Source organism: Sphingomonas citricola (assembly GCF_019429535.1).
Classification (GTDB): domain Bacteria; phylum Pseudomonadota; class Alphaproteobacteria; order Sphingomonadales; family Sphingomonadaceae; genus Sphingomonas; species Sphingomonas citricola.
Window position 1 is genome coordinate 254600 of the sequence record NZ_JAHXZM010000001.1, and the last position, 20604, is coordinate 275203.

Sequence of the window (20604 nt, forward strand, 5' to 3'; positions counted from 1 at the left end):
GCGAGAACCTCAACTTCCTCAACTTCGCCCCTCGCCCGCACGTGGATGCGCGGTGCGATACACGTCCAGCAGGTGCGCCGCATCGACCTGCGTATAGATCTGCGTCGAACTCAAGCTCGCGTGACCGAGCAGTTCCTGCAACGCGCGCAGGTCCGCCCCGCGCCCGAGCAGATGCGTCGCGAAACTATGCCGCAACGCGTGCGGTGTGGTGCGCTCCGACAGTCCAAGCTTCGCACGCGCGCGCTGCACCTTCACCCGCACCACCCCCGCCGACAGCGCACCGCCGCGAACTCCGCGAAACAGCGGAAGATCGCGTTCGAGCGGCCACGGAGCCGTGGCGACATATTGCTCGATCGCGGCGCGCAACTCGGGCAGGAGCGGGACGATCCGCGTCTTCGCGCGCTTGCCGGTGACAATCAGCGTATCACCCAGCGGCAGCGTCGCACCCGTCAACGTCAATGCCTCGCCGATGCGCAGCCCTGCGCCGTAAAGCAGCAGCAGCACCGCCCAGTCGCGCGCCACAACCCACGGCTCGTCGCTCTCTTCCGCCACCTCTGACGCGAGCGAGACGGCCTCTCCCGGCGAGACGGGGCGGGGCAATCCCTTCTTGACGCGCGGTCCCCTGAGCACGGGGGCGGCGCGAACGCCGTTCGCCCACTCGAGGAAGGCGCGCACGGCAGAAAGCTCGCGCGCGGCCGACGCATTGCTTAGCCCTGCCGCTTCAACGTCCATACCGCGCCGCCGTGCAAGATAGGCGCGCAGGTCGGCGGCCTCCACCCGTGCGAGTGCGGCGCGATCGACTGGCGTTCCCCAATGCTCGGCGAGGAACAGCGTGAAGCGCTCGGCGGTGACGCGGTAGGCGCGCACCGTGTGGACCGAGCGGCGGCGCTGCTGCGCGAGATAGAGGCTGAAGTTGAAGGCCGGGCCGTTCATGCGCGCGTTCTAGCGCTTGTCAACCGAGCAGGCGACCGGCCGCGAACACCGACTCGATCAGCGGATCACGCGCCGACCGCGGATCGGCGCGGATCGCCGACTCCTCGCGCCCGATCGCGCGCCATAGACCCCGCGCGGCCTGCGTCGTCACGACGCGCTGCAATCCGACGACGTTGACCCCGGTCGCCGCGCCGATCACCGGGCCGAGCACGCCGTCGCTGCCGAAGCTCCGCAGTGACTCGCCGACCTCGGGCAGCATCGCGTTGATAATGCGCGGACCGATCGCGCGCTCGAGATAGTCGGTTCCCGCGGTAGGCCCGCCGCGCACGATCTCGACCGCGTCGGAAAAGCTCAGGGCGCGAATCGAGTCGATGATAACGGGCGCGGCACGGTCCGCCGCCTCGCCAGCGGCGTCGTTGACCAGCCGTAGCAATTGATCCTGCACTGGCCGAGAGCGCAGCAGCGCGCCGAGCACCGCACCCGAGCGGTCACCCGGTGTCTCGGGGATCGTGACGCGTGCCAGCGCGTCATTGAGATAGCCGTTGTCCCGTACCAATCGCGCTACCGCGCGTTGCGTCGAGATCGTCAGCAGACGGCGTAGTGCCTCGTCGAGTCCGCGACTGGTGCCAATCGTCGCGCAGCCTGACAGCAACGCGGCAGAGCCAAGCAAAGCAGCCGCCACGAACCTGCGTCGACTCGTCGTGGCGGCATCGTGTCCCACATCGATCGGCATCATTAATCATCTCCCATGAGCATGCCGCGTCATCGCGGTCCCCGAGGTAACCGTGGCTGAATGACTTCGCAGTTTCACGACGCGCCGGCACTTCTTACATGATCGCCACCATGTCGCGTGCTCGTGTCCTTCTTCTCAATTCCGCCCTTGGCCCACTCGACTACCGCGTGCCCTATGGCATGACGGTCGAGCCTGGATCGGTCGTCGTCGCGCCGCTTGGTCCGCGGCAATTGATGGGCGTGGTATGGGAGGCGGAGCGGCTTCCCTCCGAGGCGGAGGTCGGCGACAATCGACTTCGCAATCTGCTAGGCGTCGTCGACGTGCCGCCGCTCAAGGCTCCGCTTCGGCGATTGATTGAGTGGACCGCAGACTATTATCTCGCGCCGCCTGCTGCCGTGGTCCGAATGGCATTGTCCTCGACCGCGATGGAGGGCGCGCGCACTGCTACCGAGTATCGCGCGACCGGGCAGGTTCCCGATCGTCTGACACCGCAACGCGCGCAGGCGCTCGAGAAGATCGGTGAGCGGCAGGGGCTCATCCGTGAACTAGCCGGCGTCGCCGAGGTGAGCGACGCGGTGATCCGCGGGCTGGTCAAGGCGGGCGCGATCGAAGCGATCGAGGTCGATATCGACAGTCCATACCCTACGCCTGATCCAATGCACGCGCCGCCCGACCTGTCACACGAGCAGGGAAGCGCCGCGGCGCGGCTCGTCGGTGACGTGGCGGCACGCGTCTTTGCGCCTACGCTGCTCGACGGGGTGACGGGTTCGGGCAAGACCGAGGTCTATTTCGAGGCAGTGGCGGAGGCGATCCGGCAGGGGCGGCAGGCGCTGGTGCTATTGCCGGAGATCGCGCTGACCGAGCCGTTCCTGAAACGCTTCGGCGATCGCTTTGGCTGCGAGCCGGTGGCGTGGCATTCGGGGTTGCGCGCGACGCAGCGTCGTCGGGCTTGGCGGGCGATCGCGAATGGGGAGGCGCGTGTGACCGTTGGTGCGCGCTCTGCCCTGTTCCTGCCTTACGGTGACCTTGCCCTAATTGTGGTGGACGAAGCACACGAGACGAGTTTCAAGCAGGAGGACGGGGTCCACTATCACGCGCGAGACGTGGCGGTCATGCGTGGCAAGTTCGAGAATTGCCCCGTCATTCTGGCTTCGGCTACGCCCGCCATCGAGACGCGCCAGCAAGTCGAGCGTGGGCTTTACGCCGAGGTCAAGCTGCCGCAGCGTTTCGGGGCGGCACAAATGCCGTCGATACAGGCCATCGATCTAATTGCGGAGCAACCGCCACGTGGACGCTGGCTCGCGCCCCGGCTCGTGACGGCGATCGACGAAACCCTTGCGAGGGGCGAGCAATCGCTCTTGTTCCTTAATCGCCGCGGTTATGCGCCGTTGACGTTGTGCCGAACGTGCGGACATCGCTTCCAGTGTCCGAACTGCACCGCGTGGATGGTCGAGCATCGTTTGACGCGACGCTTGGCCTGCCATCATTGCGGGCACATCGAACCGGTGCCCCGCCTGTGCCCCGAATGTCATAACGAGGATACGCTGGTCGCGTGCGGGCCGGGGGTGGAGCGCATCGCCGACGAGGTCGCGGCTTTGTGGCCTGAGGCCCGCGCTGCGCTCGTCACGTCCGACACGATCTGGTCGCCGGCGAAAGCGACCGAGTTCGTGGCGCGCATGGAAGCCGGCGCGATAGACATCGTCGTAGGCACGCAACTCGTGACCAAGGGTTACCACTTCCCAAACCTCACGCTGGTCGGCGTGATCGATGCCGATCTTGGTCTCGAGGGTGGCGACCTCCGTGCGTCAGAGCGCACGTTTCAGCAGATCAGGCAGGTGTCAGGGCGCGCAGGGCGTGGCGAAAAGCCGGGGCACGTGTTCGTCCAAACACATAGTCCGAACGCCCAGATTATGCAGGCGCTGATTACCGGCGACGCGGATGCCTTTTACGCCGCCGAAACCGAGGCCCGGCGAGACGCAGGTGCGCCGCCTTTCGGGCGCTATGCCGCGATCATCGTGTCGAGCGAGGACAAGGCGGCAGCGCACGAGACGGCGGTTTCGGTCGGCCGTGCGGCACCGGATGTCGATGGAATGCACGTCTATGGTCCCGCCCCCGCGCCATTAGCGATGCTGCGCGGACGTCATCGATTTCGCCTGTTGGTGCATGCGCGCCGTACGCTCGACGTCCAGGACGTGATCCGTGGGTGGCTCGGAAGGTTGACTTGGTCGGCGAAGGTGCGGGTTGCCGTCGATGTCGACCCTTATAGCTTCGTGTAGGCTAAAGCCTTTTCTTCGGCTTGATTGTCCTTGGGGCAAACTGCACTCGAAAGGTAAGGGTGCGACGGATCAAATTGAGAGCGGTCGTAAGCGTGATCGTCATGGGGTGTAATCCTCCAGAAGCGACGTCATAGGCTTATCGCACATGATGGGTGATGATACCTGGTGCCTCCATTTCGGATGTGATGCCTTAGGCGCGGGTTGGAACGTGCTAAGAACGGTTCGTGAACAATTCAGGTACCTTTACCATTTCGGCCGTCATCGAGGGTGACCGCGCCTGCTTTCGGCGGCCGGAGTTTACGACCGATCTCGTGTCGTACGATGTTATTCCCCCTTATGTCGCCGAACAGATTCTGCGCACCATTTACAATCCGGGTGGTGGACGATGGTCGATCGATCGTATCCGCGTGATCAATCCAATTCGGTTCATTCTGGATGAGGTCGACAGTGAGCGCGGTCCCCGACGCGCTCTCGTATTGGACGACGTCAGATACGTCATCACCGCGCGTTTCGTTTACGTGGCTGAGGACGGCGACAGGCCGCAGCACGCCATAGAGGAATTGCTATCTCGGACGCACGACATCTACTTAGGCGCGGCGGCATTTCCCGGCACGCTTCGACGGGCCGAGCCATGCGAGGAGCAGCAGCGTTATTGGGATCCTCAGCTCATCGACCTCGGTTGGATGATCAAAGAACAAAAAAGCAAGGTATCGCGATTTCCAATATTTTTTCGAGCTCGTCTCGTAAACGGATGCATTCTTGTCAGTGAGAGCGTTCTAACAGCGACCTAACCTTTTTACGAATTTGCTTTGGTCGTGGAAATTACCGATCACCGGGATCTGCGGCTCTCCGCATATACCTGTGTACCATGACTGATGACCACGTCTTCCGGCGAGAGTTGCGCGACTGGGATATCGGCTTCCTGCTTTAACTGGTCGTATAATGGTGCGAAATCCGTTTCGACGGTAATTCGTAGCAACTCGTCGAAGCTTGGAACGACAAAATAATTTTGCTGGAAATCGTCGATTCGGTATTCAGTGCGCATCACACGCGCTAGGTCGAAGGCGATACGATTGGGACTCGCGTCTTCGAGCGCAAAGCGGCTTTCGGCTGCGGATGACACGATGCCTGAGCCATAGATACGCAACCCGTCATTTTCCTGGATCAGCCCAAATTCAACCGTGTACCAGTAGAGGCGTCCGAGGTACTTCAGCGCGTCCATGCTCAACGCCCGCTGCCCCCCCTTGCCATAGGCTTCAAGATAGTCGGCAAATACCGGGTCTGCGAGCATCGGGACATGACCGAAGACGTCGTGGAATACGTCGGGCTCTTGCAGATAGTCCAGCTGGTCGGGGCGACGGATGAAGTTGCCAGCGACGAAGCGGCGATTAGCCATATGGTCGAAGAACACGTCATCCGGGACGAGGCCGGGCACGGCGACGACCTGCCAACCGGTGAGCTTCATCAAACGATCGGACAACTCCGCGAAGTCGGGGATCCCCGCCTTGTCCAAGCGCAAAACATCGAGGCCGCGGAGCCAGGCTTCGCTGGCACGCCCTGGTAGGAGCTTTGATTGGCGTTCGAACAACGTGTCCCAGGTCGCGTGTTCCTCCGCCGTGTAATCCGACCAGTTTTGCGCGATGGTCCAGTCGGCAGACGCGTCGGCGGGGGGAGCGGTGAGAACGTGCGTTTCCTCAGACATGGGGGTGCTCTAGCATGCCGGCGTGCTTCGCCAAACCCGCCTGCCCCAAATCACCCTGGCCGTCGTTGCGGCGATGGTCGGTGCGTATCTTGTCGCTGGACTGCTCGGGGCGGCGTTGGTCATCAACGACGGGCGGCGCCCGCCGGCTGCCGGTATCGAGATCTGGGTAGAGGATAATGGCATTCACACCGATCTTGTCCTACCTTAGCGAACCGCTGCGGGAGATTTGAGTGGGCTGTTTTCTCGGCGAAAGATCCGGGATCCGCGATATGGCGACTACGATTACGTCGCGGTGGGGTGGGGCGAGCGACAATTCTTCGTCGAAACACCGACATGGTGGGATGTGCGACCCGGAACGCTGATCGCGGCGGCGGTGGGGAGCGAAGACACGGTGCTGCATGTCGAGCATGTCGCACGGCCGGTGGTCGGCGAACGGGTGCGGAGCGTTACGCTGACCTCGGCGCAATATCGGCGGCTGGCGGCATTCGTGCAGGCGAGCGTGGCGGCGGGGGAGCCGGTCGCCGGTTACACTGATTACGATGCCTTCTACCCGGCGCATGGGCGGTACGATGCGCTGCATACGTGCAACGAGTGGACCGGGCGGGCGCTGCGATATGCCGGGGTGCGAGTGGGGCGGTGGACGCCGTTCCCTGCCACGGTGTCGTGGTGGCTGTGAGAACGGCGGGGGTCGGTCAATTGGCGGCGCCGGTCTGATTGGCCAGTTCGCCGCGAGTGGCGGCGAGCGTCGGGGCGGGACCGGTGGCGGGGCGGAGTGCCTCGCGCTCGCTCGCGGGGACCGCGGCGGTGGGGTCGGGGCGGAAGTCGACCGGCGCGCGATCGATTCCGGGTGTGGGGGCCGAAGGCCTGAGGTCGGGGGCGGGATGTTCGCCCCCCGAGGGGCGGCTGGCGAGCAATTTGTCGAACAGGCCGAAGCGGAGCGCACCGAACAGGCCGGCGGCGACGACACCGATCCCGGCGGCGACGGCGACGCCGCTCTTTCTCTTCACCGGCTTGTCGGCGGGCTTGCGGTTCGCGCTGCGGCGGGTTGCGGGGTTGTTCTGTGCCATGCGCGGGTCAACCGCCGGGGGGAGCAGGCGTTCCGTCGACGCGGGTGGCGACGAGGGTACCGGGCGGCGCGGGGCGGCAGAGATCGCCGGACGCGGCCGAACCGTCGAGCCAGCCGCGCCAGTCGGACCGGTCGAGCACCACCACCTGGCGATCGTGATAGGGGGCGATGTCGGCACCCGGGCGGGTCGTGAGCATGGCGAAGGCCTGACCGACCGCGGCGTCGTCGCGCCAGACCCCGGCGATACAGAACCAGGGTTCGCGGGCGTGGGTGAACAGCCACTTCGTCTTGCGTTTCTGCCCCGGATCGGTCGGGGCGGTGAATTCGTAGAAGCCGTCGACCGGGATCAGGCAGCGCCCGCGCGCGATGTTCCGCCCGTCGGAGCGGTAATTGTAGACCGGGCGACCGTGCGTGCCCGGCCAGCTCCAGCGGCGCGTGACGAGTTCGGCCTCGCCAGGCGTATCGGCTGACGCGCGGACGATGACGGTCGGGTCGGTGATCCGGATCGAGGCGAGCGGGGCCATGTTGGGCAGCCCTTCGGGAAAGCGCAGCGGGATGCGCAGGTGATGGAAATCCTCGCGCAGGAGGCCGAGTTCGATGCGGCGGGCGGCTTCGTTGCACATGGCGTGACGCTACGGCCGGGGCAGGCGAAAGGCGAGCGTCGTCCATGCACGCACCGGGCGGAGCGATGGGATCGGCGGAGCCGGAGGCGGCATCGGGGATGGCCCTGCCGGCGGGGTCGGTGGGGCGGGTGAGCCCGGTGGCATGTCGGACGTCGGTGAGGGCGTCGGTTGCTGCGCATGGCGGGGCGGGCCCGCGGCGTCGAGCGTCGGGGGTTCTGGCGGGGGTGTCGGGTCGGTCGTCGGGGGGTGACGGGCGGGTGGTGTGTTCGCGGTTCCGGTCGGGCGTGTCGGGGGTGGGCGGGTTCGGGTCGGTCGGGGGGTGGGGGTCGTCGGTCGGGTCTTCGCCCTCTTGCTCGTCGTCTAGGGGTGCGCGGGCGGCGTCGGCGAACCATTGGTCGCGCTGGCGGGCTTCGGTGACGTAGCGGACCGCGGCGTGGAGGCGGGCGGGGCGTTCGACCTGCTCGGTTTCGGCGGGGGTGAGGCTGCGCTGATAGTCGCGGTCGCCCCAGTCGCCGTCCTCGGTTCCGTCGAAATCGTCGGGCGGGGGGAAGCGGGTCCGCCACGCCTCGACATGGTCGCACCACCAGACGGGGTCGGCGCGGTCGGCGGGACCGACGAAGGGCGACAGATGCTCGCGAAGTTGAGAAAGTTGAGGTTCTCGCGCGCACGCGGGCGCAGGCGCGGGAGCGGCGGGAGGGGGTGCGAGCGCGAGGAGGCCGGCGGCCTCGGCACGGGCCCATTGGTCGGCGCTCCAGTGCGCGCGCGCGGCGGGGTCGAGATCGGCGACGTCGACCTCGGCGGCGAGCCCGGCACCGCCCGACACGTAGCGGTCGGCGCGCGCGAGCGTGGCGAGGGGGCGAGATCGCGCGCGAGGTCGGCGGGGCCGGGGGCGGGGCTGCTGGGCGCGGATACGGGCGCGAGACGCGGGGCGAGGAACAGCCCGGCGCGCGCGGGCGACGCGCCCTGGTCGATCAGATCAAGAAAGGCGTCGAACTCGCCCGCGACCACGCGCGCGGCGGTGCCGTGCGCGCTGTCGCTGGCGGCATCGGAGAAGCGGTCGAGCCGGTGGAGCATGTGCTGCGCCAAGCGGTTGTCGTGGCGGAAGCGGGTGACGACCGAGCCGTCGGGGCGGGTGATCACCTCCTCCTGCCCCTCGAGCGCGCGGGTGAGGAGCGTGTCGGCGAGCTGATCGCGTGCGAGCAGCCGCGCGCCGTCCCAGGCGAGCGCGAAGGCGGCCCCGCCCGCGCGGCGGCGGAAGGCATAGGCCGCGCTGGCGGTCATCCCGGCGCGGCGACACGCCTGATCGACGGTATCGCCGCCCGCGATCGCCTCGACAAAGGTACGCTGACGCTCGGGCGTCCAGCCGTCGTGGCGGCTGGGCGGGTGGTGGCGCGGCGGGGCGTGGGTTGATGCGGTGGGGGTGGATGCGGTGTGGGTGGAGGGGGACTGCGCGGAGGCGTGCGGATCAGCGGGCGCGTGATCGGCGGGCGTGGGGAGCGCGGGGGCGGGGAGCGCGGGGGCGGGCGGGTGCGCGGTCATCGACGGCAGATCCCGGTGCGGCGGAACAGCGCCTCCATCGCGGTCGCGGCGGCGATTTCATCGGGGGAGAGGCGCGTGGTGGCGATGCGGCCGGCATCGACGTGTGCCTCCCATTCGCGCCACGGCTGGACGTGGCGTTCGGGTGCCTGTTCGATCGGGTGGACGACGTAGGTGAAGGGTGGCGTCTGCATGGCGCGATGGTCCCGTTGATTGAGGGACCGGGGAAGTAGGCAGAAAGGGCGGATGTAGGACAGGCCGGCGCCGCAAGGCGATAGCGAAGCTACCGACGAGCGCCCCAGCGCCGGCCCGGCCAGCGGCGCCAGCAGCGCCGACTGACGACGCGGCTTTGCCGCGGCGGGGCTGGTTGTTTCTGCCCTCTTGCAACGTCGCCGTCAGCGCTACGCCCGAAGGCGCGGCTTCGCCGCGGCAGCACTTGACGCCGCGTTATGCAGGTACAAGCAACCCAGAGCAGGGGGCGCATCATTTCGATGAGGAAGGCCAATGAGCGGGGACAAGCACGATTTCGCGACCGGCTCGCCTGACCCGGCGGACGATCTGCCGGAGTGGACCGACGAGATGCTGGACACCGCCGAGTTCTCGATCGGTGGCAAGGTGATTAGGCCAGCGACGGGCTACATCGGGCCGAACGGGGTGGTGCGCGGACGCCGGCCGCTGCGCGGGCGCGCGAAGGAATAGGTGGTGTTGCGGCTCAACCCGGACGTGATCGAGCGATTTCGCGAGGGCGGGCCGGGTTGGCAGCAGCGGATGAACGAAGCGCTGCGGAAGGCGGTGGGGTTGTAGGCATTTGTAGCGCTCTTGACGTAGACTTGTTATCTGACCCAATTGATACGCAAGAAAAGACGGGGACGACGTACAATGGCCGATCCACTAACTATTCGCCGCCTTGTGGATCGCATCACCAGCGGTGACATTCGCATCCCGGCTTTTCAAAGAGACTTTGTCTGGGAAAATGAGCAAGTCGCTTTCTTGCTTGACAGTATTTATAAAAGCTTTCCGATTGGCACGGTCATCCTTTGGAAGACCGACGCGCGTTTGACCTCCGAAAAAGACCTCGGCGCCTTTAAACTGCCTGAACCGGGGAAGGACTATCCAGTTAATTATGTGCTTGATGGTCAACAGAGACTTACAAGTCTATTTAGCACTTTCCAAACAGAGTTACAGCCGCAAAGTGATGACTGGATAGACATATATTTTGACCTAAGCGCATCTGATAACGTCCAAGAGTCAAGTTTTCATGCCTTGCAGCCGGAGGAAGTGGACAATAGTCGTCATTTCCCTGTCAAAACTTTGTTTGATACAGTTGAATACCGTCGTGCTACTAAGGACCTTGATGAAGATACGCTGAGGCGTGTCGATGACATGCAGGCTCGCTTCAAAGAGTACCTGATCCCAAATGAAACTTTCGAGTCAAGTGACCGTAATAAGGTTGCTATTGTCTTTGAGCGTATTAATAGAGCAGGAACTCAGCTTGACGTTTTTGAGTTACTTTCCGCGTGGAGTTGGTCTGAGGACTTTGATCTTGTTCAGAAATTCTCTGAGCTTCAGGAAAAGATTGCGACGCACGGCTTCGACGGTCTGGTTGACGATAAAGATTTACAACTAAGAATCTGTGCTGGTGTGATCACCGGGGAAACATCTCCTGACAAAATTCTAGACTTACAAGGCGAAGATATTCGAAATCAATTCGTCAAGATCGAAAATGGTATCTTAGGAGCTATCGACTTCCTTAGTAGGGAGGTAGGTGTCGCGCATTTCAGGATGCTACCTTTTCCTGGTATTCTGGTTCCATTAAGCTGCTTTTTTGCAACAACAAAGGCTGATGGTGTCAATTACACGACAAATCAGAAGCGTGATCTTCTGCGATGGTTCTGGCGATCTGTATTTAGTCGCCGCTTCTCGTCGGATGTAAATGAACGGCAGGCGACAGACATCACCGAGATGAATCGCTTGCGTGATAATCCTAATTATCAAATGAAGTTGCCGCGTGCCGAAGTAAAAATCGACTTTGAAAAGGGTAATTTTGCAGCAGGCAATGCAAACTCTAAAAGCTTGGTTTTACTTCTAACTAGTCGTGGGCCACATTCGTTTTGAAGTGGCGCTAAAATCGATCCGGGCAAAGTGCTAAAGCAAGGTAGTAAGCACGAGTTCCATCACATCTTTCCACAAGCCTTCCTAAGCAAGGCCGGATTTGACCGTAGACAAATAAACGTACTTTCCAATATATGTTTTCTTACTCGATCCGACAACAATTCAATAAAAGACAAAGGCCCAGCGGAATATCTAGCTAAAGTTGGGGATAAGCATAAGGAAGAGTATTTATCGCAGGCGCTTTGTCCCTTGAATGTTGACAAGTTAGCTTATGAAGAATTTATAAAAGAGCGGTCCATAATGTTGGATGTTGCTGCGCATGAATTGATGGACGGATAGTTATTCCGCCGCAATCGCCTCCGCCACCTTCCGCTTCCCCAGCAACGGCGCGAGGTAGTGCCCGGTGAAGCTCCCCTTAACCTTGGCGACCTGCTCGGGCGTGCCTTCCGCCACGACGCGGCCGCCCTTGACGCCGCCCTCGGGGCCCATGTCGATGATGTGGTCGGCGGTCTTGATGACGTCGAGGTTGTGCTCGATCACGACGACGGTGTTGCCCTGTTCGACGAGCGCGTGGAGCACCTCGAGGAGCTTGCGCACGTCCTCGAAGTGGAGGCCCGTGGTCGGCTCGTCGAGGATGTAGAGCGTGTTGCCGGTGGCTCTACGGGCGAGTTCCTTGGCGAGCTTGACGCGCTGCGCCTCGCCGCCCGAGAGCTTGGTCGCCTGCTGCCCGACCTTGACGTAGCCGAGGCCCACCTCGACCAGCATCGCCATCTTGTCGCGGATCGGGGGCACGGCCTTGAAGAACTCGGCCGCATCCTCGACCGTCATGTCGAGCACGTCGGCGATCGAGTGGCCCTTGAACTTCACCTCGAGCGTTTCGCGGTTGTAGCGTTGGCCGTGGCAGACGTCGCAGGTGACGTAGACGTCGGGGAGGAAGTGCATCTCGATCTTGAGGACGCCATCGCCCTGGCACGCCTCGCACCGCCCGCCCTTGACGTTGAAGGAGAAGCGGCCGGGTTTGTAGCCGCGGGCCAAGCTCTCGGGGAGGCCGGCGAACCAGTCGCGGATCTGCGTGAACGCGCCGGTGTAGGTCGCGGGGTTGGAGCGGGGCGTGCGGCCGATCGGCGACTGGTCGATGTCGATGACCTTGTCGAGATGCTGCAGCCCGGTGATCTTGTCGTGCTTGCCCGCCAGGATGCGCGCGCCGTTCAGGGTGCGGCTGGCGGCGGCGAAGAGCGTGTCGATGGTGAAGCTCGACTTGCCCGAGCCCGACACGCCGGTGATGCAGGTGAAGGTGCCCAAGGGGATCGACGCGGTGACGCCGGTCAGATTGTTGGCGGTGGCGTTGTGGACGGTGAGCTTCTTGCCCGAGCCCTTGCGGCGCTTGGCCGGCACGGGCACCTCGCGAACGCCGTTCAGGTAATCGGCGGTGACGCTGCCCTCGGTCGCCAGCACCTCCGAAAGGGTGCCGGCGGCGACGACCTGCCCGCCGTGGACGCCCGCGCCCGGCCCCATGTCGATGACGTAATCGGCGGTGCGGATCGCGTCCTCGTCATGCTCGACGACGAGCACGGTGTTGCCGAGGTCGCGCAGGCGCCGAAGCGTGGCGAGCAGCATGTCGTTGTCGCGCTGGTGGAGGCCGATGCTCGGCTCATCCAGCACGTAGAGCACGCCCGAGAGGCCCGAGCCGATCTGGCTCGCGAGGCGGATGCGCTGGCTCTCGCCGCCCGAGAGCGTGCCGCTGGTGCGGTTGAGGTTGAGATAGTCGAGCCCGACGTTGTTGAGGAAGCCGAGCCGCTCGACGATCTCCTTCAGGATCCGCTCGGCGATGGCGCGCTGCTGATCGCCGAGGTGGTTGGGGAGATCGGTGAAGAAGGCGAGCGCGTCGACGACCGAGAGGTGGGTGGCGTGGCTGATGTCCTGGCGCGCGATCTTGACCGCCAGCGCCTCGGGCTTGAGGCGCGCGCCGTGGCACGTCTCGCACGGTTGCGCGGACTGATACTTCGACAGCTCCTCCTTCATCCACGCGCTCTCGGTCTGGAGCATGCGGCGGTTCAAGTTGCCGATGACGCCCTCGAACGGTTTCTTGACGTCGTAGGACTTCTTGCCGTCGACGAAGGTCAGGGTGACGGGCTTGCCGCGGGTGCCGTGGAGGATGGTCTTCTGCACCTCGGCGGGCAGCTCGCCCCAGGGGGTGTCGAGCGCGAAGTCGAACTCGCGCGCGAGGCTGCCGAGCACCTGCATGTAATAAGGCGAGGGCGGGTTGGACTTGGCCCAGGGGACGACCGCGCCCTTTTTGAGCGACAGTTCGTGGTTGGGGACGACCAGATCCTCGTCGAAGATCAGCTTCTCGCCCAAGCCATCGCACGCGGGGCAGGCGCCCTGCGGCGCGTTGAAGGAGAACAGCCGCGGTTCGATCTCGGGGATGGTGAAGCCCGAGACGGGGCAGGCGAACTTTTCGGAAAAGACGATGCGGCCGTCGGGGGCGTGGTCGCCCAGCACCGCGCTGGTCGGCGTGCGCGGTTCTACGGGATCGGCGGGGTCGACGTAGGCGAGGCCGTCGGCGAGCTTCAAGGCGGTTTCGAAGCTCTCGGCCAAGCGCGTCGCGATGTCGCCGCGGACGACGAGGCGGTCGACGACGACCTCGATGTCGTGCTTGAACTTCTTGTCGAGCGCGGGCGCCTCGTCGATCTCGTACAGCTCACCGTCGATGCGGACGCGGGTGAAGCCCGCCTTCTGCCACTCGAGCATCTCTTTCCGATACTCGCCCTTCCGCGCGCGGACGACGGGGGCGAGGAGGTAGAGGCGCGTCCCCTCGGGCAGCGACATGACGCGGTCGACCATCTGGCTGACCTGCTGCGCGGCGATCGGCTCCCCGGTGGCGGGGGAGTAGGGGACGCCGACGCGCGCCCAGAGCAGGCGCATGTAATCGTAGATCTCGGTCACGGTCGCGACGGTCGAGCGCGGGTTGCGGCTGGTGGTCTTCTGCTCGATCGAGATCGCAGGGGAGAGCCCCTCGATATGATCGACGTCGGGCTTCTGCATCAGTTCCAGGAACTGGCGCGCGTAGGCGGAGAGCGATTCGACGTAGCGGCGCTGCCCCTCGGCGTAGATCGTGTCGAAGGCGAGCGAGGACTTACCCGAGCCCGACAGCCCGGTGATGACGGTCAGCGTGTCGCGCGGGATGTCGACGCCCACGTCCTTCAAATTGTGCTCGCGCGCGCCGCGCACCGAAATCGTCGTCAAAGCCATGTGGGCCGTTCTACCTTCGTTCCGCGGCGGATGCCAGTCGGAGGTATGTAGGAACGCGGCAAGGGGCTTTCGAGGTTCGTGGGTGTGGCGCGCGCGCGAATAGGGGTTGTCGGTACAGAGCCCGGCATCCATGCTGCGGGAAGCGGGGGGATGACGATGCGTTCGATGCGTGAATGGCGGCTCGCGGGCGCGGTGCTGATCGGGACGATCGCGGCAGCGTCGGCTGACGCGCGCGATCTCGCGGTGCCGGCCAACAAGGGGTGGCAGCACGCCCAAACCGGGATCATCCTGATGCCGACGCTGGCGGGATCGTCGCGTACCGCGCTCAGCGATGCGACCGACGGTGAATTCGACGTGACCGCGCAATATGAGGCGGCGGACAAGAGCGTTATCACGACCCTGTTCCTGTTCCACCCGGCGGCCGGCGACGTCGCATTGTGGTTCGACCGCGCGCGCGCCGCGCTCGAGGCAAACAAGGTGATCCGCGATATGGCGCCCACGAGCGCAACGCCGGTGGCGTTCGCCGCACCCGGCGCAGGCGCGACCTCCGCTCTGAAACAGGTGTATGCGAGCGCCGGCGGTCAGTTTCGCAGCACGGCACTGGCGGTGGTGCCGGTCGGCGACTGGCTGATCGCGCTGCGAATGACCGCGCCGGCGTTGAGTGCAGCACAACTCGACGAGCGGATGGGACAGGTGATCGCGGGCGTGCGTTGGCCGCGCGCAGGGACGTCGGCGGCACGCACGGCGGTGCCGGTGGCGGCATGTGCAGCGCCACTCGCCTATGCCAAGGCCAAGATGGTGAAGCCGGATCTGGGCGACGTGCTGATCGGTCTCAGTCTGGTCAGCCAAGCGGCAGCCAAGACGGCGAAACCATCGACGCCGGTGACCTGGTGTCGCGACGGGGGAAGCGAACAAGGCTACAGCGTCTATCGCGCGGATCAGGGCACGGACGGTTACACGATGGCGCTGGGCGACGCCGGGCGCGTGGTGAGCGTGGCGCCGTCGCTGATGGGACAGGTCAACAAGACGGGCACGTATTCGGTGACGCTGCGGGACGTGGACGGTAGCGCGTCGACCTTGCCGTCGTTCAACAAGATGCCCGCGCCGGCTCAGGTGTGGTCGGCCGTGTCGAGCGGAAAAGTCGCGGGGCGGGTGCAGGGCAAGGAAGTGACGCTGGACGCCAGCGGATCGTAGCACGGTGCTGGTGCGGGGTTGGTGGCACGAAACCGAGGGGAGCGCCGCGCCTGCTCGCGCGTTGAGGCGGGCAAGGAGTGCGAGTGACCATGAGCGACCTGCCCCCGCGCGGCAATCCCGACCCGAAGAGCCGCGCGCGTTTCCTGACGGTGGTGCTGATCGTGCTGGCGTTGATCGTGGTGATCTTCGTCGGCACCAACATCAACCACGTGAAGACCGAGGGCGACCGCCCGATGGGCGAGGACCGGCCCAGCCCGACGCAGCGGTGAGGCCGCGGCGGGGGGAGCGGTGCCATGACATTTCGAGCGTCGTGATCGGCGTTCGAGTGCAGCACCCTCGCTTGACAGGGGCAGGGACCGCCACCGTATCCTGACGGCGCTTTTGCGCTGCGCGGGGTGATGCGATGAACCCAACAATCACCGCTTTCGAGGATTCGCCCGACGAAGGCCGCGGGCAGGCTCGCGACATGCGCGTGCGATGGGCCCTGGAGGAAGTCGGCCAACCATATCGGGTGCGGCTGGTGTCGTTCAGCGACATGAAGCAACCGCGCCACCTCGCACTCAACCCTTTCGGGCAGATACCCACATTCGAGGACGGGGATCTGACACTGTTCGAGTCCGGCGCGATCATCCTCCATATCGCCTCCACCTCGACCGGTCTGTTGCCGGACGATCCGGTGCCCCGCGCACGCGCCGTCATGTGGATGCTCGCCGCGCTCAACACGGTCGAACCGCCGATCGTTGAGCGGGAACAGGTCGGATATTGGGAAGGCGACAAGCCTTGGTACGACGAGCGGCTTCTGCTCCTGAACGATCGCGTCCGTAGGCGGCTCGCCCCGCTGGCACGCTGTCTGGGCGATGCGGCGTGGCTGGAAGGCACGTTCACGGCCGGTGACCTGATGATGGTACTCGTCCTCCGCCGTCTGAGCGGGACGAACCTTTTGGAGGAATTCCCGAACCTCTGCTCGTATGTCGCCCGTGCCGAAGCACGTCCGGCGTATCAGCGTGCGTTCGAGGATCAGCGAGCGGTCTTCACCGACCGACATCGATTGATCAGGCCGTGATCAGCGTCGTGATGACGGCCGCTGACGACCGCAGCGCCGACCAGACGGCCGTGGCGTATCGGTCAGGGCCGAGCGGCACGAGCGGCGCCGATACGAGGCCTTTACTCAGGCTTTCGATCAGAAACCTTTTCGGTCAGCCAGAGGTGGATGAGTTGCACCGCGACACATGACGTCGGTGCTGAAGTGCGATGCCTCGACATGGTGTCGGGGCCGGCGAACCCGAAGTGCTGCCTGCGCGAGGATTGACCGTACCACACGCGTGATTGCAGGTGGGGGTGGTCGCGTGGGCGGGCGGGGCGTGGCATGGGCGGGGTTCACCGGAGCTTCGTGCATGACCTTTATCCGCCGTTTCATCGATCCCTATCTGATGCTGCTGATCGCGACCGTCGCGCTCGCGGCGGTGTTGCCCGCGCGTGGCGAGGGGGCGCGGATCGCCGATGGCGCGGTGACGGTGGCGGTGGCGCTGCTGTTCTTTCTGTACGGCGCGCGGCTGGCGCCGGCGGCGATCTGGGCCGGATTGACGCACTGGCGGTTGCAGGGGCTGGTGTTCCTCAGCACCTTTGCGCTGTTCCCGCTGCTGGGGCTGGGGGTGAGCAGCGCCGCGCGCGCGTGGCTGCCGGGCGAGATCGCGACGGGCATCCTGTTCCTGACCTTGCTGCCATCGACGGTGCAATCGTCGATCGCGTTCACCGGGATCGCGGGCGGGAACGTGCCCGCCGCGCTGTGCAGCGCGTCGGTGTCGAACCTGGTCGGTACCGTGCTGACGCCGTTGATCGTCGCGCTGCTCTTGCCGCTCGTCGGCCTGCCGGGGGCGAGCGGGGGCGTGTCGTGGCACGCGATTCAGAGCATCGCGGCGCAGATCCTGTTGCCGTTCGTCGCGGGACAGCTGGCGCGCCCGCTGATCGGAGGGTGGATCGCGCGGCACAAGGGGCCGACGACTTTGGTCGACCGCGGCTCGATCCTGCTGGTCGTCTATGCCGCCTTCAGCGAAGGCGTGGTGGCGGGCATCTGGCACGCGGTGAGCGCGGGCGACCTGGCGCTGGTGCTGGTGTGCAACGGCGTACTGCTGGCGGCGGTGATCGCGCTGACGACCTGGGGCGCGAGGCGGTTGCGCTTCTCCAAGCCCGACGAGATCGCAATCGTGTTCTGCGGATCGAAGAAGAGCATGGCGAGCGGGATCCCGATGGCGACGATCCTGTTCGCGGGGTCATCGGTCAGCCTGATCGTGCTGCCGCTGATGATCTTCCACCAAGTGCAGTTGTTCGTCTGCGCGGTGCTGGCGCGGCGATATGCGGCGCAGACGGCGGGCGGGATCGACCCGGCACGCGCGGATGCGGGTGTCGTCGCGGCGGCGGTGGACAATCGCTGAACGGGGTTGCCAGAGGTGTCTTAGTGGAATAATACGGAGAAACGAAAACAAGCGTTGACGATGTATGACTACGTTTGTAGTCAAACCCGCATCGACGAGGGGAAGCAGGCGATGCGGGTGTGGGGGCGGAAGCGGGAGCAGGCGACGCGGTGGCGCACCGCGGGGACGAGCGCGCTGGCGCTGACGGCCGCGATCGCGGGCATCGCGGTGACGGGGGATGCGGCGGCGCAGGCGGTGCCGGGTGCCGCCGGGCTCGCCGCGCCCAAGCCGGTCGCGACCGAGGGGCCGCAGCCCGCCGGTCAGCCCGACCGCGTGACCGGGCGGCGAACCTACGACGCGGCATGGTTCGCGACCTTCGCGCCCGCGACCGCGCTGCAGATCGTCCAGCGCGTGCCCGGCTTCACGATCGAGCGGATCGACGAATCGGTGCGCGGCTTCGGCGGCGCGGCTGGCAACGTCGTCATCAACGGGCAGCGCGCGTCGGCGAAGAGCGATACTGTCGAGACGATCCTGTCACGCATCCCCGCGGGGCGCGTGGTGCGTGTCGAGGTAGGGCCTGGCGACCTGTACGGCGCGGAATTCACGGGTAAGCCGCAGGTGCTGAACCTCGTCACCTCCGCGAGCGGGGGCTTGGCCGGAACGCTGACGGGAAGCGTGCGGCGCGATTATCTGGGGAAACTATATCCCGAGGGGAGCGCGTCGGCGCTGCTGCGCGCGGGCAAGTCGACGTTCAATCTCGCGTTGAACATAGACAATGCCGAATCGGCGCAGGAGGGGTTCGACCGCGTGACCGCGCTGAGCGACGACCGGTTAATCGAATATCGCTACCGCGTGAACCGGTTCCGCGATCCCGCGGAAGCGCTGTCGGGGTCGTGGGAATATAACGACGGCACGAACCGCACCGCGCACGTCAACGCGCGCGCGGCGACCAATCGTTTCGCGCTCGACCAGTCGAACCGCGTCGACACCGTCGGGCTGCCGAGGCGCGAGGATGCGCTGACCGAGCGGTACGACCTGACCGAATACGAGCTGGGCGGCGACGTGACGCGGCCGCTGGCGGGGGGCGGGATCAAGCTGATCGGGCTCGCGACGCGGCGGCGGCGCGACAACCAGGACCTGTCGCTGATCGACCTGTTCGGTAGCGGCGGGCCCGGGCCGACGGGGTTCAGCCAGTCGCTCAACGACCGCCAGTCGGAAACGCTGGCGCGGCTGGTGTGGAACCGGTCGGGGTGGAACGGCTGGAACGTCGAGGCAGGGGCGGAGGGCGTGATCAACGAGCTGCGCAGCCGCGTCGACCTGTTCGATCTGGCGGCAGGTGGCGCGCGGACGCGGATCGACCTGCCGGTCGACGATGCGACGGTGCGCGAGGTGCGCGGTGAGGCGTTCGTCAACGTCGGGCGCGCGTTGTCGCCGAACTTGCGCGTCGACGGCGGGCTGACGGTGGAGGCGTCGCGGCTGACGGTGTCGGGCGACGTCGATGCGAAGCGGACGCTGTCGTTCCTGAAGCCCAAGCTGGTGCTCGACTGGCGCTTCTCGCCCGGCTGGCGCGCGCAGGTGTCGGCGCAGCGGACGGTCAACCAGTTGCAGTTCACCGACTTCATCTCGGTCGCCGAACTGGGCAACGACCGCGTCAACGGCGGCAACGCGCAACTCGTCCCGCAGCGCAGCTGGGAGCTGCTCGGCACGCTCGAGCACCCAATCCTGGGCGACGGGCTGGTGCGGCTGGAGGCGGGGTATACGCACATCAGCCTGGTGCAGGACCGCGTGCCGACGCCCGAAGGGTTCGACGCGCCGGGCAATCTGGGTAGCGGCACCGTGTTGATCGCGCGCGCCCGGGTCGAAGCGCCGCTGAAGACGCTGGGGGTGAAGGGCGGGCGGCTGACGCTGTACGGGTCGTACGTGCCGACGTTCGTGACCGATCCGTACACACTGACGACGCGGCCGTTCACGGGCAACAGCGCCTTCTACGGATCGGCGGAGTTCCGGCAGGACCTGGGCAGTTTCGCCTGGGGGGTGCTGGCGGAGAATGCGACGAGTTCGACGCAATATCGCCGCGACGAGACCGACCGGAGCTTTCGCCGGCTGTACGCGCAGGTGTTCGCGGAGTGGCGGCCGACCAAGACGAGCGTCGTCACCTTCACGCTGGAGAATGCACTGGCGAGCCCGGCGTACCGCGAGCGGTTGTTCTACGTCCCCGACCGGACGTCGACCACGCCGGTCACGCGCGAATACCGGCGGCGTAACGGGTTCGTCGTGCCGCTGCTCACCTTCAAGCGGACGTTCGGATGACCATATAGCGGGCAACAGGAGTGACGCGCATGGCCAAGAAGAAGAAACGCATCCCCAAGACGATCGGCGGGGTGAAGCTGCCCAAGGAACTGCGCCGCGCGGGCGAGAAGATCATCGACCAGGCGATCACCACCGCGAATTCGCCGCAGGGCAAGGCGATGATCGCGACCGGGCTGTCGATGGCGGCCGCCGCAGCGATGAAGGCGGCGGAAGCGAAGGCGGCCGAGCACGCGACCGCGTCGGCGGAGCGGGGAAATGGAGCGGAGCGGGACAGGGCGGCGGAGCGGGACAGGGCGGCGGAGCGGGACAGGGCGGAGAAGCCCGCGCCCGCGAACGATGCGCGCAGCGAGACGCCGCGCCAGCCGGGCACCGGCGGGATCGACGGCGACGCGATCGGACAGGCGGTCGAGCAGGTGCTGGGGCGGTTGTTCGGGCGACGCGCCTGACCGCGACGCG

Annotated in this window: 21 protein-coding genes; 12 read left to right on the plus strand and 9 right to left on the minus strand. The window is 65.6% G+C overall.

Annotated elements, in window-relative coordinates; translation table 11 throughout:
- Nucleotides 1–18: 18 nt before the first annotated feature.
- Nucleotides 19–933, minus strand: a complete 915-nt coding sequence (locus KZ810_RS01180; protein WP_219767179.1) for a tyrosine recombinase XerC — start codon at nt 931–933, stop codon at nt 19–21.
- Between the two features lie 19 nt (nt 934–952).
- The gene (locus tag KZ810_RS01185) at nt 953–1615 is read right to left on the minus strand and encodes a DUF4197 domain-containing protein (RefSeq protein WP_219767180.1); all 663 of its coding nucleotides are present in this window, start codon (nt 1613–1615) and stop codon (nt 953–955) included.
- 161 nt (nt 1616–1776) lie between these two features.
- Here KZ810_RS01185 and KZ810_RS01190 point away from each other — a divergent pair, with 161 nt between their 5' ends.
- Entirely contained in the window at nt 1777–3942 is a 2166-nt protein-coding gene (locus KZ810_RS01190) for a primosomal protein N' (protein WP_219767181.1), read from the plus strand.
- A gap of 224 nt (nt 3943–4166) precedes the next feature.
- A complete protein-coding gene (cas5, locus tag KZ810_RS01195; RefSeq protein WP_219767182.1) occupies nt 4167–4733 on the plus strand; it encodes a CRISPR-associated protein Cas5 in 567 nt (188 codons plus the stop codon).
- A 38-nt stretch (nt 4734–4771) separates the two neighbouring features.
- Here cas5 and phhA read toward each other — a convergent pair whose 3' ends face one another.
- Both phhA and KZ810_RS17125 read right to left on the minus strand, forming a co-directional pair.
- Nucleotides 4772–5644 (minus strand): phenylalanine 4-monooxygenase, encoded by an 873-nt coding sequence (phhA, locus tag KZ810_RS01200; protein WP_219767183.1) that lies wholly within the window; start codon nt 5642–5644, stop codon nt 4772–4774.
- Nucleotides 5637–5831: a hypothetical protein gene (locus KZ810_RS17125; protein ID WP_258044264.1), complete on the minus strand. Its 195-nt coding sequence runs from the start codon at nt 5829–5831 to the stop codon at nt 5637–5639. The genes phhA and KZ810_RS17125 overlap by 8 nt, the downstream gene beginning before the upstream one ends.
- Nucleotides 5832–5870: 39 nt before the next feature.
- Here KZ810_RS17125 and KZ810_RS01205 point away from each other — a divergent pair, with 39 nt between their 5' ends.
- Entirely contained in the window at nt 5871–6320 is a 450-nt protein-coding gene (locus tag KZ810_RS01205) for a DUF2459 domain-containing protein (RefSeq protein WP_258044266.1), read from the plus strand.
- Between the two features lie 16 nt (nt 6321–6336).
- On the opposite strand, the gene KZ810_RS01210 is transcribed toward KZ810_RS01205, so the two are convergent.
- The 4 genes from KZ810_RS01210 to KZ810_RS01225 form a co-directional block, all read right to left on the minus strand.
- On the minus strand, nt 6337–6711 hold the full coding sequence (locus KZ810_RS01210) for a hypothetical protein (RefSeq protein WP_219767184.1): 375 nt from the start codon (nt 6709–6711) through the stop codon (nt 6337–6339).
- 7 nt (nt 6712–6718) lie between these two features.
- Nucleotides 6719–7333 carry an SOS response-associated peptidase family protein gene (locus KZ810_RS01215; RefSeq protein WP_219767185.1) on the minus strand — a complete coding sequence of 205 codons (615 nt, stop codon included), beginning with the start codon at nt 7331–7333 and terminating at the stop codon, nt 6719–6721.
- Nucleotides 7334–7693: 360 nt separating this feature from the next.
- Nucleotides 7694–8872 (minus strand): hypothetical protein, encoded by a 1179-nt coding sequence (locus KZ810_RS01220; protein WP_219767186.1) that lies wholly within the window; start codon nt 8870–8872, stop codon nt 7694–7696.
- Complete coding sequence (locus tag KZ810_RS01225) at nt 8869–9063, minus strand: hypothetical protein (protein ID WP_219767187.1); 195 nt, start codon at nt 9061–9063, stop codon at nt 8869–8871. The genes KZ810_RS01220 and KZ810_RS01225 overlap by 4 nt, the downstream gene beginning before the upstream one ends.
- A 310-nt stretch (nt 9064–9373) precedes the next feature.
- On the opposite strand from KZ810_RS01225, the gene KZ810_RS01230 reads away from it, so the two are divergent.
- From KZ810_RS01230 to KZ810_RS01235, 3 genes are all read left to right on the plus strand, one after another.
- Nucleotides 9374–9568, plus strand: coding sequence for a hypothetical protein (locus tag KZ810_RS01230; protein WP_258044267.1), 195 nt, complete (start codon nt 9374–9376; stop codon nt 9566–9568).
- Between the two features lie 3 nt (nt 9569–9571).
- A complete protein-coding gene (locus tag KZ810_RS17130; protein WP_308461458.1) occupies nt 9572–9673 on the plus strand; it encodes a BrnA antitoxin family protein in 102 nt (33 codons plus the stop codon).
- A gap of 75 nt (nt 9674–9748) precedes the next feature.
- Nucleotides 9749–10984, plus strand: a complete 1236-nt coding sequence (locus tag KZ810_RS01235; RefSeq protein ID WP_219767188.1) for a GmrSD restriction endonuclease domain-containing protein — start codon at nt 9749–9751, stop codon at nt 10982–10984.
- A 336-nt stretch (nt 10985–11320) separates the two neighbouring features.
- On the opposite strand, the gene uvrA is transcribed toward KZ810_RS01235, so the two are convergent.
- Nucleotides 11321–14233, minus strand: a complete 2913-nt coding sequence (gene uvrA / locus KZ810_RS01240; RefSeq protein ID WP_219767189.1) for an excinuclease ABC subunit UvrA — start codon at nt 14231–14233, stop codon at nt 11321–11323.
- Nucleotides 14234–14389: 156 nt separating this feature from the next.
- Here uvrA and KZ810_RS01245 point away from each other — a divergent pair, with 156 nt between their 5' ends.
- The 6 genes from KZ810_RS01245 (at nt 14390) to KZ810_RS01270 (ending at nt 20594) form a co-directional block, all read left to right on the plus strand.
- Nucleotides 14390–15427 carry a hypothetical protein gene (locus KZ810_RS01245; protein ID WP_258044268.1) on the plus strand — a complete coding sequence of 346 codons (1038 nt, stop codon included), beginning with the start codon at nt 14390–14392 and terminating at the stop codon, nt 15425–15427.
- An 89-nt stretch (nt 15428–15516) separates the two neighbouring features.
- Entirely contained in the window at nt 15517–15696 is a 180-nt protein-coding gene (locus tag KZ810_RS01250; protein ID WP_219767190.1) for a hypothetical protein, read from the plus strand.
- Nucleotides 15697–15830: 134 nt separating this feature from the next.
- Entirely contained in the window at nt 15831–16490 is a 660-nt protein-coding gene (locus KZ810_RS01255) for a glutathione S-transferase family protein (protein WP_219767191.1), read from the plus strand.
- A 331-nt stretch (nt 16491–16821) separates the two neighbouring features.
- Nucleotides 16822–17859: a bile acid:sodium symporter family protein gene (locus KZ810_RS01260; RefSeq protein ID WP_219767192.1), complete on the plus strand. Its 1038-nt coding sequence runs from the start codon at nt 16822–16824 to the stop codon at nt 17857–17859.
- A 60-nt stretch (nt 17860–17919) separates the two neighbouring features.
- Nucleotides 17920–20148, plus strand: a complete 2229-nt coding sequence (locus tag KZ810_RS01265) for a TonB-dependent receptor plug domain-containing protein (RefSeq protein ID WP_219767193.1) — start codon at nt 17920–17922, stop codon at nt 20146–20148.
- A 29-nt stretch (nt 20149–20177) separates the two neighbouring features.
- Complete coding sequence (locus KZ810_RS01270; protein WP_219767194.1) at nt 20178–20594, plus strand: hypothetical protein; 417 nt, start codon at nt 20178–20180, stop codon at nt 20592–20594.
- Nucleotides 20595–20604: the final 10 nt, after the last annotated feature.